At 62.8% G+C, this 12034-nt stretch carries 8 protein-coding genes; 3 read left to right on the top strand and 5 right to left on the bottom strand.

From position 1 onward, the window contains the following. Positions 1–4 precede the first annotated feature (4 nt). The 5 genes from SB822_RS24370 to SB822_RS24350 all read right to left on the bottom strand — a co-directional run bounded on the left by SB822_RS24370 (position 5) and on the right by SB822_RS24350 (position 5763). Entirely contained in the window at positions 5–1141 is a 1137-nt protein-coding gene (locus SB822_RS24370) for a porin (protein ID WP_079487187.1), read from the bottom strand. A gap of 125 nt (positions 1142–1266) precedes the next feature. Further along, complete coding sequence (locus tag SB822_RS24365) at positions 1267–1860, bottom strand: dimethylamine monooxygenase subunit DmmA family protein (RefSeq protein WP_410855791.1); 594 nt, start codon at positions 1858–1860, stop codon at positions 1267–1269. A 27-nt stretch (positions 1861–1887) separates the two neighbouring features. Beyond that, entirely contained in the window at positions 1888–3567 is a 1680-nt protein-coding gene (locus SB822_RS24360; RefSeq protein ID WP_410855790.1) for an APC family permease, read from the bottom strand. Positions 3568–3722: 155 nt separating this feature from the next. Next, positions 3723–4793: a heme-dependent oxidative N-demethylase family protein gene (locus SB822_RS24355; RefSeq protein WP_079487188.1), complete on the bottom strand. Its 1071-nt coding sequence runs from the start codon at positions 4791–4793 to the stop codon at positions 3723–3725. 13 nt (positions 4794–4806) lie between these two features. After that, positions 4807–5763, bottom strand: a complete 957-nt coding sequence (locus SB822_RS24350) for a PDR/VanB family oxidoreductase (RefSeq protein WP_410855789.1) — start codon at positions 5761–5763, stop codon at positions 4807–4809. Positions 5764–6276: 513 nt separating this feature from the next. On the opposite strand from SB822_RS24350, the gene SB822_RS24345 reads away from it, so the two are divergent. The 3 genes from SB822_RS24345 to SB822_RS24335 all read left to right on the top strand — a co-directional run bounded on the left by SB822_RS24345 (position 6277) and on the right by SB822_RS24335 (position 12028). Further along, complete coding sequence (locus tag SB822_RS24345) at positions 6277–7389, top strand: aminomethyltransferase family protein (RefSeq protein ID WP_410855788.1); 1113 nt, start codon at positions 6277–6279, stop codon at positions 7387–7389. A gap of 161 nt (positions 7390–7550) precedes the next feature. Continuing rightward, positions 7551–9743 carry an FAD-dependent oxidoreductase gene (locus SB822_RS24340; protein ID WP_410855787.1) on the top strand — a complete coding sequence of 731 codons (2193 nt, stop codon included), beginning with the start codon at positions 7551–7553 and terminating at the stop codon, positions 9741–9743. A gap of 122 nt (positions 9744–9865) precedes the next feature. Continuing rightward, positions 9866–12028, top strand: a complete 2163-nt coding sequence (locus SB822_RS24335) for a heterodisulfide reductase-related iron-sulfur binding cluster (RefSeq protein ID WP_410855786.1) — start codon at positions 9866–9868, stop codon at positions 12026–12028. The last annotated feature ends 6 nt before the right edge of the window (positions 12029–12034 follow it).

The following is a 12034-nucleotide window of genomic DNA, read 5'->3' as shown; positions in this document are numbered from 1 at the left end:
CAGGCTAGAACTTCTGCGACAAGCCGATTCGGGCGACCACCTGATTTCCCGACGAGGACAGGCCGTTCGAACCAATGATATGCGCGGCATCGAGATCCGTTCCCGTGCTTGCGTTGGTGTGTTGCCATGCGCCCTGGAGGTAAACCGAGGTTCGCTTGCTGAGGCTGTAGTTCAGCATGAGTGCGACCTGATGCCAGTTCGGACTGTCGCTTCCCGCGTCGGATTCAAGCCGTCCATGCGTGAACGTGTAGGCGCCCGTCAGCGAGAGGTCCGGCATGAAGTAATACTGCCCGTTGATCTCGACGTTATCGAATTTCCACGATGTCCACGTCTGCGTTCCGATATTCGGCGCATACGCGTTTGCGGCGGGTGAAGTCACGTCGACGTGCGAATACGCGAGCGAGACGTTGGCGTTTTCGGAGAACGTCCATTTCACGCCGGCATCGATATTCTGCTGCTTCGGCGCGACGAACACGGCGTCGGAGGAAACCGCCCCGTCCGCCGTAGTACCGACTCCGTTCAGATGCAGGTAGGCGACCGCAAGGGAAAGCGGGCCAGCGCTATAAGTCAGCCCTGCGCTGTAGGCGCGATTCGCGGAGAAGTTGGTCGTGTTGCTGAAGCCGTACACGCCTTCCAGCTGAAAACCATACAGTGTCGGGGAGACGTACTTGACGGAGTTGCCAAGCCGGAAATCGTAATCCGCATTGTCATTGTCGAACGGATGGGCCGCCAGATCGCCAATCGAGTTTCCTGCGGCGGTGAACGGGCTCCACATGTCGACGGTCGCATCGTACTGTCGGCCGAGCGTCAGCGTGCCCGCGGATGTCGAGGCGAGGCCAACGAATGCCTGTCTTCCGAACAGGCGGCCGCCTTCGTTAAGCTGACCGCTATTCAGATTGACGCCACTTTCGAGGGTAAAGATCGCACTGAGTCCCCCGCCCAGATCTTCGCTGCCCTTCAGGCCAAAACTGGTTTCCGCCGTATCGCCACTCACCATGGCGAAGGCATGGTGTCCACCCGCATTGCTCGTGTAATTCAAGCCGTCATCCAGCACGCCATAGAGCGTGACGGAACTTTGCGCATAACTATTTCCACAAAGGCACAACGCCGCACATGCGGCGCCGCGAAGCGCGGATTTCATTGGAGTCTCCTCTTGGCAAACAGGTAGCGGGACACCCGGCGTGCGGCTGTCCATGCGCGTACACATCGCGCCGTCAAAACGGCGCGATGAGCATCTCGATCAGACTGGGGAAGAACGACAGCGGACTACAGATACGGCTGAGAGATGGCGGGCAATTCGCCGGGCACTTCGGCATCCGCCTGTACACCCATGAACGCAGCAAGGCGCCGCGAAAAATGATCGCGCACAAGGAGCTGCCGCCCGCAACCGCAGCAGGCGACCACGTTCCGTGTGACGGGATCGTTGAACGCGTGGCAGTGAATGCAGTAGACGCGCCGCTGCAACGTGCCGCTGTGCTGCACCTGGACAGCTTCCGGCGCAAGCGCATGGTGCTGCGCGATGCGCCGGATCGACCAGATGAACGGCTCGCTGCCGAGCACATAGATGCGCAAGCCGATCGTCGCCGTCGTCGTATCGCGCAGCGCCAGGTCGAACGCGGCGTAAAGCGATGCTTCGTCGGCGAAGGTGCGTTCTTTCACACCGTGGAACGTGATACCCGCACCGTGCCTTGTGGGGTCACTCACCTCCCACATGCTCATCGGCGAGAGCCCCGCGAGCGCAAGGCTCACGCGCACGCGATCCTCGGCGCTCGCTCCGTTCGTCACGAGCCAGTGGCGCGTGCCGTGCAGGTCGGGCGCCAGCGGCCTGTATTCAGGCCGGCTTTTGTTGGTCGACGTCATGACTGTTCCATCCGTTGCGCAAGAGGTTTAGTAGATGGCGAGGCTATGCGTCACCACGATCACCACGATGCCGGCCGCCACGGTCACGTACGGCAGGATGCCTGCGCGCCGCGCCACGCGTTGTGAGCCGATGAGTTGCATGTCCTCTTTCATCGCCTCGGGGAAATGCCCCTTGTCGGTCACGTAGTGGCGGAAGAGGAACACAGGCACGATCAGCGCAGCGAAGCACAGTCCCGAGACGAGTGTGCCCGCGCCCCAGATATCCGCGCCCATGCCGAGCAGCGCAAGATTGACGAACGAGAACAGCGTACCGAGCGCGAGCAGCCAGTTTGGCGCACGGAACGGCCGGCTCCAGTCCGGGCGGTCCAGCCGGTGAATCCACGCGGAATTCAGGTTCAGGAAGTTGAAGATGATGTAGCCGACGTTCGACATCGCCAGCACGAACACATAGTCCGACATCAGCAGCAGGACCAGGTTGAAGCACAGGTCCGTCCACATGGCTCGCGTCGGCGCGCCGTGTTCGTTGACATGCGACAAGTACTTCGGCAACCAGCCATCGACGGATGCCTGGTAGAGCGTGCGCGAAGACCCCGCCATCGATGTCATGATCGCCAGCACGAGCGCCAGCACCAGCATCACGATCAGGACGCGCTCGACCAGCAGGCCGCCGTGAATCATCGGCGCCATGGCTTTCGCGACGCCCATGCCGCTATAGATATCGGGCGAGAGCATGCCGTCATAGATAGCGGGCGTGACGATATTGCCGGCGGCATCCTTGACGGCGGGCGTCACCATATGACCGAGACCCAGCACGCCCTGAAACGCCAGCGGCACGATGGTAAACACGAAGATGCACAAGAGGCCTGAATACAGAATGGCCTTGAACGTATCGACCTTCGGATTGCGGAATTCACGCGTGTAACACACGGCCGTTTCAAAGCCGTAGGTGGACCACGCCGCGATGAACAGCCCGCCCGCCATCAGCGTGATGCCCGCGCGATTCCAGCTGCCGTCGACGATCTGACCGGCGCTGTCCTTCGCAAACGGCACGAGCGGGAGCAGATTGTGCAGCGGCAGGTCGCCGCTAAAGAGCGGCACTGTGCCGACGAGGATCAGCGGAACCAGGGCGGCAATGCCCAGTATCGTCTGGATTCGCGCGGCGTTCAGAATGCCGCGGTGCTGGATGGCGAAGGTGATGAGCAGCACCACCGCGCCGAGTATGAAGGTCGAGTTGATCCGCAGGCTCAGGCCCGAACGGAGCCAGTCGAGACTCACCAGCGTGATCTGCCAGGTATTGATCGCCGCATCAGCTGGAAACAGCACGGAGAGGATATACCCCGCCGCAAGCCCTGAACCGATGGCCAGCACGGGCGACCACGCGAACCAGTTGCACCAGACCGACAGCGGCGCGAACAGCTTCGAATAGCGCACCCACGCAATCGCGCCATAGACCGAGGCGCCGCCCGACTTGTGAGGGAACAGCCCGGCGATCTCCGCATACGAGAAAGACTGAATAAAGCCAAGGCCAATCGAGACGATCCATACCGCCCACGACAGCTTGCCGACCGTCGCCGCGATCGAGCCGATTGAAAAGAGCACGAGCGCGGGCACGCCGCTCGCCACCCAGAATGCACCCGTCCAGCTGATCTTTCGATGTAAGGTACCGTCCGCCGTTTCGGCGGCATAGTCTTCGGAGACCGCGCTCATAACTGTCTTCCTTTTGGGGTGGAATGCCGATTGTGGGAATCGTTCCGCGTGAATGCGCCCGGCCGCGCCGTGGCGGCGCGAACGCGGGAAGGAAACACTGCAACAGCTTGTAGTTGAGTAAGACGTATAACCCCGTGACGCAGTACCCGCAGTACCTACACCAACTCCACCCCGAGACGGTCGACTTCGGGATGCGTGCCGCCCGACAATGCCGAGCCGTCGTCCAACGGTGCGAGCCAGTCGACGGCCGTCTGCCGGTAGCGTGTGATGCCCTTGTACTCCGCCAGTTCCGGCGGCAACGACGAGAGCACGCGATGCAGCCGCTTGCCCCACTTCGGCACGCGCGCCAGGTCGCCGAGCGCAATCAGATAGCAGCGCACGCCGAACAGAATCGCGTTACTGCGCGGAAGGCGGAACAGCGTTTGCAATTCCACCCGCAGATGCAGCTTGTCGCCGATGTTTTGCGGCGTCACGCTCGCCCGGTCCGGGCCCCATTCGGGGTAACTTTCGGGCGACGTATCCAGCCGCGGATTGACCGTCATCGTCCAGTTCAACCGGCGCACGGGCGCGCCCAGTTGCATGCGCAACAGAAACTTGAGCGCGCGCTCGAAGATGCCCGCCTGATGCGCAAGCGGCACAGGCCCATGCCATTCGACGAAGTTCATCCCCAGGTCGAAATCGAGCGACCAGTCGGCCTGTGTCGTGACCATGCCGCCGTCCATGAACAGGTTGTCGTCACGCTGGTCGATCAGAACGAAATCGCCTTGCGCCTGGCGCGTGATGTACTCGAATGGCGCGCAGGGCAACGTGCTGTCGTCACCGAATGTGAAGCTCTGCTCGAGCCCGAGCGGACGGTTAGTCCATTTCCATTGGTCGCCGTTGCGCTCCAGCAAGAAATGCCCGGGGTAGTCTTCGGCGAGGCTTTCCATGATCAGTTCGAGCGTGTCCCATTGCGCCGGACCCATGTGATCGAGCACCTGACAGCGCCGCGGATCGCGTTCGAGCATCAGCGCGCGTTCGCGGCATTCGGCGACATAGTGTTCGTCGATATCGAACGTGCTCCGGAACACGGGCGAGTTGCCGTCCTTCACATGCGGCTCGATATTGACCGAGTACATGTACTTGTCCTCGGGAAACGGAAACGGAAAGCGCAGGATCGCTTCGTCGCTGTTCCGGAACGTGAAGGTATCGCGGAAGGTTTCGTCGGTCTTGAAATCGATTGCCATGATGCCCCCTTGCCTAGATGTTCAGCACGAGACGCTCGCCCCGCGCGCGTGACACGCACGGCAGCATCTGGCCTCCCGTGGCCCGCTCGGTTTCGCCGAGGCAGAAATCCCGATGATCCGGTTCACCGTCGAGCACCTCCAGCGCGCACGTGCCGCATGCGCCGCCACGGCACATGTAGGGCGCGTCGACGCCCTCGCGTTCCAGCGCCTCCAGCAAACTCTCGTCGCTGCGCACGCGAATCGCGCGGCCGCTTTGCGCCAGCACGGCGACAAAAGGCTCGCCATGCGAGCCGCCGCCAAAGCTCTCCTGGTGAAAATGGCTGGCAGGCCAGCCCAACTCACGCGCCGTGCGCGCCACACCATTCATCAGGCCTTCGGGCCCGCAGGTATAGAGATGCGTGCCGGCCGGTTGCGCAGCGAGCATGTCGCCAAAGCGTTCTCTCGCATCGCACAAATCGGTGTAGACAGCGACGCCTCCCGTGGTGCGCTTCGCGACTATCTCCGTGAACACCGCTTCGTCTTCCGGGCGGCAGCACAGGTGCATCTCGACACGGGCACGCGCCTGCGCCAGCTCGGGCAGCATCGACAGAAACGGTGTGAGGCCAATGCCGCCTGCAATCATCACGTGCTTGGCGCCGCATCGTGCGATCGGAAAGAAATTCGACGGCATCGAGATTTCGAGTTCGCTGCCTTCATGCACTTCGCTGTGCATGAAGGCCGAGCCGCCGCGCGACTGAGGCACGCGCCGCACCATGATCTGATACGCGTCGCGTGCGCCGGCGGGTGTCGTCAGCGAATAGGCGTTGCGCCAGATGCGCTCCTTGCCGCGCATCGTCACGACGACGTGGCTGCCTGCCGAATACGCCGGCAGGCGGCTTTGATTGGCGCTCTCGAGCGTAAAGCGTCGCACGTCTTGCGTCACCGGCTCGACGTGCGTGACACGCACGGGGATCGTTCTCGATGCATTCATGCCGTCGACACCTCCATAGGTCCGGGTGGATGGATGCGGGTGGACGCGAGCGGCAAGCCATGCCGTGCCTTCGCGTCGTTGCATTCATGGAAGAAGCATCGGCCGGCAATAAACCGTTATCAATGATTCAGTGGGGGTAGTCCCTGCGCAGTAATGGTTGCCTCCCGCTACCCTGCCCGGCGCGTCAAAAGCATCGCGGCGAGATCCCGGTGTGTCGCTGCGCAAGCCGCGCCAGCATTGGCTTTCCCGCCTTCTTTACCAACCTCTTTCGGTAACGTTGCAGTCTCATATCGACGCTGCACGCCCTCTTTCCCTGATTGCACCGGCGCATCCGGAGTAGCACGCACTACCCCCCGGGAGGTAGTGCCACCGGGCGATTGTGGGTCGAAATTGAACAGCAGAGACTTGCGGTCATCGATACGGGCGTAGTCACGCCGTCCGATACCACCGCCTTCGCAACACGACACGCGTGCAGTCATCCCCAGAAACGGGTTCCACTTTCGGGAAAACATCATGACAAGGCAATCCATTCTCAACGTCCGTCATCGTGAGCTTGGCTCGAAGCTCGATGGCGATTCCTGGAACGACATGCCGATTCCCTGGTACTACTCGGGTGATCCGTATGACGACGTCGTCGCTGTGCGTACGGCAGCCGGCCTCTACGACATCAGCGCACTGAACATCGTGCGCGTGACGGGCCCCGATGCCGCCGCCGTGATCGACAGCCTCTGCGCGATCGACGTGAGCCGCATGAAGCCCGGCACGGCCCGGCTCGCCGCTGAAGTCGACGAACACGGCGGCCTCTGCGACGACCTGATGGTGATCTACGATGCTCCGCAGCATTTCCGTCTCTCGCACGGCGGCGGCACGACGCAGACGCAGCTCGAGCGCGCCGCGCACAAGCGCAACGTCGAATGGCGTCAGGATTTCGATGTCCATATGCTGTCGCTGCAGGGTCCGCGCTCGACCGACATCCTGCAAGCGCACATCGGCATCGAACTGAACAAGCTGCCTTATTTCGCACACGTCGAAACCCAACTCTTCGGCCGCAAGATCATCGTCTCGCGCGGCGGCTATTCAGGCGAACAGGGCTTCGAAGTATCGTGCGCGTCGACTGACGCCGTCGCGCTGTGGGACGCCATTCTCGACGCAGGCAAGCCGTACGGCGCCGTGCCCGCTTCGTGGATGTCGCTTGAAATCGCGCGTGTCGAAGCCGCCCTGCTCTTCTATCCGTTCGACATGCCCGAAGGCGACACCACGCCGTGGGAAGTTAATCTCGACTGGATGGTCGATCTCGACAAGGCGGGCGACTACGTCGGCAAGACCGCCCTGCTCGCGGCGCGCGGCAAGGAGCGCGTCAAGCAGGCGGGTGTCGTCGTCAAGCACGATGCGGCCGTGAGCGCCGGCTCGCCGATCTATATCGGCGACGAGCAGGTGGGCGTCGTGACCAGCGCGATTTTCAGCCGCTATCTGATGCAGTCGCTTGCGATGGTGCACCTGAAGCCGAACCACACGGCGCTCGGCACGAAGCTCGAGATTCGCGATGCGGCGGGCAAGTTCAGCGGCGTCGTCAGCAAGACACCGTTCTACGACCCGATGCGCCTGCGCACCCGCGTCGCCGCCTGACCCGCAGTACCCACGATACGGCGGCGGGCGCCATACGACGCACGGCGTTCCGCCACCCAACGAGAAAGACAGAGGCAGAGCGAAGTACAACAACTGTCCAGGGCACCCAACCGGGGCCCCGCCTTTGTCTCATGTAGTCCAATTTAAAGGAGACACAATCCATGCCCCGCGATCCCCGTCATGACGTGCTGTTCGAGCCGATCCAGATTGGCCCCAAGACCCTGCGCAACCGCTTCTATCAGGTTCCGCACTGTATCGGCGCAGGCAGCAACCTGCCGGGCTTTCAGGCAGCGCACCGCTCGATGAAGGCTGAAGGCGGCTGGGCCGCGATGAACACCGAATACTGCTCGATCCACCCGGAGTCGGATGACACGCACCGTCTGTCGGCACGCATCTGGGACGAAGGCGACGTGCGCAATCTGCGCGCGATGACGGAAGAGGTTCACAAATACGGCGCGCTGGCGGGCATCGAGATGTGGTATGGCGGCGCGCACGCCCCCTGCATGGAAAGCCGCGCGACACCGCGCGGTCCGAGCCAGTACGCGTCCGAGTTCGAGACGCTGACGTACTGCAAGGAGATGGATCTCGACGACATCCGCGACGTCCAGCAGTTCTACGTCGATGCGGCGCTGCGCGCCCGCGATGCCGGCTTCGATATCGTCTATGTGTACGGCGCGCACTCGTACCTGCCGCTGCAATTCCTTTCGCCGTACTACAACAAGCGCACCGACGGCTACGGCGGCTCGCTCGAAAACCGCGCGCGCTTCTGGCTCGAAACGCTGGAGAAAGTGCGCCGCGCAGTAGGCAGCGACTGCGCGATCGCGACGCGGTTTGCCGTCGACTCGCTGTACGGCAGCGGCGGCATCGAAGTCGAGAAGGACGGCATGAAGTTCGTCGAGATGGCCGATTCGCTCGTCGACCTTTGGGACGTCGATGTGGGCGACATCGCCGAATGGGGCGAAGATGCCGGCCCGTCGCGCTTCAATTTGCAGGGCCACCAGATTCCGTGGACACGCTTTATCAAGCAGGTATCGAAGAAGCCCGTGCTCGGCGTCGGCCGTTTCACCGACCCTGAAAAGATGACCGAGATCGTCACCAAAGGCATCGCCGACATCATCGGCGCGGCCCGTCCGTCGATTGCCGATCCGTTCCTGCCGAAGAAAGTCGACGAAGGCCGTATCGACGATATCCGCGTCTGCATTGGCTGCAATGTGTGCATCTCGCGCTGGGAAATCGGCGGCCCGCCGATGATCTGCACGCAGAACGCGACGGCCGGCGAAGAGTACCGCCGCGGCTGGCATCCCGAAAAATTCGCCGAGTGCGGTTCGAACGATTCCGTCCTCGTGGTCGGCGCGGGCCCGTCCGGCTCCGAATGCGCGCGCGTGCTGATGCAACGCGGCTACACGGTTCACCTCGTCGATCAGGCCGACAAGATCGGCGGCCATCTGAACAGCGTGGTCACGTTGCCGGGACTCGGCGAATGGGGTTATCACCGCGACTACCGCGAGACGCAGATCACCAAGCTCCTGAAGAAGAACCGCCACAGCCAGCTTGCGCTGGGTCAGAAGCCGCTCACGGCCGACGACGTGCTCGATTACGGCGCCGAGAAGGTGGTGATCGCAACGGGCGCGCATTGGGTGGGCGACGGCACCAACTGCCTCACGCACGACCCGATTCCGGGCGCCGATGCGTCGCAGCCCGACCAGCTGACGCCGGAACAGGTGATTGCCGGCAAGAAGCCGATCGGCAAGCGCGTCGTGATCCTGAATGCCGACACGTACTTCATGGCGCCGAGTCTTGCTGAAAAGCTCGCCGCGGCTGGTCACGAAGTGACGATCGTCAGTGGCGTGCATCTCGCCAACTACATGCACTTCACGCTCGAATATCCGAACATGATGCGCCGCCTGCATGAACTGGGCGTGCATGAACTCGGCGATCACTTCGCGACCCGCATCGAGCCCGGCCGCATCCAGATCTACAACATCTGGGGCGATGGCTCCCGCCGCACCTACAAGGGCGCGGGCCAACTGCCGCGCGACGCGAACAAGACCCACCGCTGGCTCGAATTCGATTCGCTCGTGCTCGTGACGGGCCGCCGCTCCAACGACGGGCTGTATCGCGAACTGAAGCAACGCCAGGGCGAATGGGACGGCAAGGGCATCAAGGCCGTGTACCTGATCGGCGACGCCGAAGCGCCGCGCCTGATTGCGGACGCAACCTTCACGGGCCACCGCGTCGCACGCGAGATCGAAGAGAAGAACGCCCAGATCCCGCTGCCGTACCGGCGTGAAGTGGCCGTCTGGGGCACGCCGCACAACCCCGGCGGCAACTTCGAGATCGTCTACAAGAAGTAACCGGCTGCACACGGCAGTCTGAACGCCACGCGCATCGCGCTGCGCGGGTCACCCGGATCGGGTGGCCCGCATGGCGGGTGCCGTGGTGCGCGATCCCCTTTACTCTTTCAACGGACGAGCCCATGTCGAGCGCAGCGACTTTCGACCCCGTCAACGTCACCCGGATCCTCTTCGAGGGCTTCCCCACGTTCGCGATCGTGCTGTTCTATCTGGCCGGCGTCGCCGCGATGGCCGCGTTCGCATGGGGCGTCTACATCCAGGTGCGCAAGTACCGGCGCGGCAAGCCCGTAGTCGGCCCCATCGATCTGCGCGCGCGTATCGGCGCGATGGTGCGCGTCGTGCTGAATCACCGCACGATCGCGCGCCGCGACCCGGCGGCAGGCCGCGCGCACCGCTTCATTTTCTACGGCTTCGCAGTCCTGTTTGCCGGCACGGCCACCGTCACGGTCGACTACGACATCACGGCACGCTTTCTCGGCTTTCACTTCTGGAACGGCAACTTCTATCTGTTTTTCAAACTGGCGATGAACCTCGCCGGCCTGTCGCTGGTTGGCGGCCTGATCTACATGATGGTGCGGCGCGGCTGGATCAAGCCACCGAAACTCAATTACGCGCGCCCCGACCGGCAGCCCGGCGACCCCGACTATGACCGCAGCGGATATCGCCGCGAAGACTGGGCGTTCCTGTGGTCGCTCGTGCTGATCGGCATCACGGGCTTCGTGCTGAGCGCGTTGCGGCTGGTGTGGCTGCAGGACCGCGCCATCGTATGGGAGACGCGCTGGTGGTCGCCCGTCGCAGCCCTGCTCGCCGAAATCATGCGCGGCGCGGGACTCAGCGCTTCGGCCGCCTACGTGCTGCGCACGGGCCTGTGGTGGTTCCACGGCGCGCTCGCGCTCACCTTCATTGCGCTGATTCCGTACACGAAGGTAAAGCACATTTTCACCGCAAGCGGGTCGCTTCTGATGCGCGATCCTCTCGCTGCGCAGCGCCTGCCGAAAGTCGAACCGGACGCCGAGCGCGCCGGCTACAAGACCATCACCGACTTCACGTGGAAGCATCTGCTCAATCTCGATGCCTGCACCAAATGCGGCCGCTGTCATGAAGCCTGCCCCGCCCGCGCAGTCGGCGCGCCGCTGTCGCCGCGCGACGTGATCCTGTCGCTGCGCGAGTTCGCGAACGATGCGCTGGAGAAAAACACCCTGCCCGAAGAAGTGAAGCTCGACGTGCATGGCAAGGACATCGGCCAGGTGTTCATGGAAACGATCTGGTCGTGCCGGACCTGCATGGCCTGCGTCGAGATCTGCCCCGTTGCCGTCGAGCACGTACCCATCATCGTGCAACTGCGCCGCAACCTGGTTGAAGACGGTGAAATGGAGCCGCAAGTGCAAAAGACGCTGCAGGCGATCCACAAGAACGGCAACTCGTTCAACGAATCGAAGCGCAAACGCGCCGCGTGGACCAAAACCCTGCCGTTCACGATCAAGGACGCACGCAAGGAGCCCGTCGATCTACTGTGGTTCGTCGGCGACTATGCTTCGTTCGATCCACGCAACCAGCGCGTCACCCAGGCCTTCGCGACGCTGCTGCACGACTCAGGCGTGGATTTCGGCCTGCTGTTCGAAGGCGAATCGAATGCGGGCAACGACGTACGGCGCGTCGGCGAAGAAGGCCTGTATGAATTGCTCGCCGCCCAGAACATCGCGACGCTCGGCACTTCGCAATTCGGCCGCATCATCACGACGGACCCGCACTCGTACAACACGATCCGCAACGAGTACCCGGACTTCGGCGGAAACTTCGAAATCGAGCATTACACGAGTGTGGTGGCCCGCATGCTGGCCGAGGGCACGATACGCCCGAAGCGCAAGCTGGATTATCGCGTGACCTTCCATGATCCTTGCCATCTTGGCCGCTTCAACAAGGGTTATGACGCGCCGCGCCAGATCATCGAAGCACTCGGTTGCGAACTGGTCGAAATGGGCCGCTCGCGCGACAACTCGTTCTGCTGTGGCGCAGGCGGCGGACGTATCTGGATGAACGATCCCGTCGGCCAGGAGAAGCCTTCACAGAACCGCATGAAGGAAGCGGCGGCTATCGAGGGGCTGGAGGTATTCGTCGTGTGCTGCCCGAAAGACCTGACGATGTTCGAGGACGCACTCAAGACGAGCGGCTACGAAGGACGCTTCATCGTGCGCGAGCTGATCGAGCTGATCGCCGAGAGTCTGACGGAAGTCGACGGCAATGCCCCGCCTGCGGACGATGTCCGCGTGACGGCCGACGTCTGATGGGCG

Origin of the sequence: Paraburkholderia sp. SIMBA_054 (genome assembly GCF_046534875.1) — a bacterium.
Lineage (GTDB): Bacteria > Pseudomonadota > Gammaproteobacteria > Burkholderiales > Burkholderiaceae > Paraburkholderia > Paraburkholderia hospita.
This window is presented reverse-complemented; position numbering and strand designations above follow the sequence as displayed.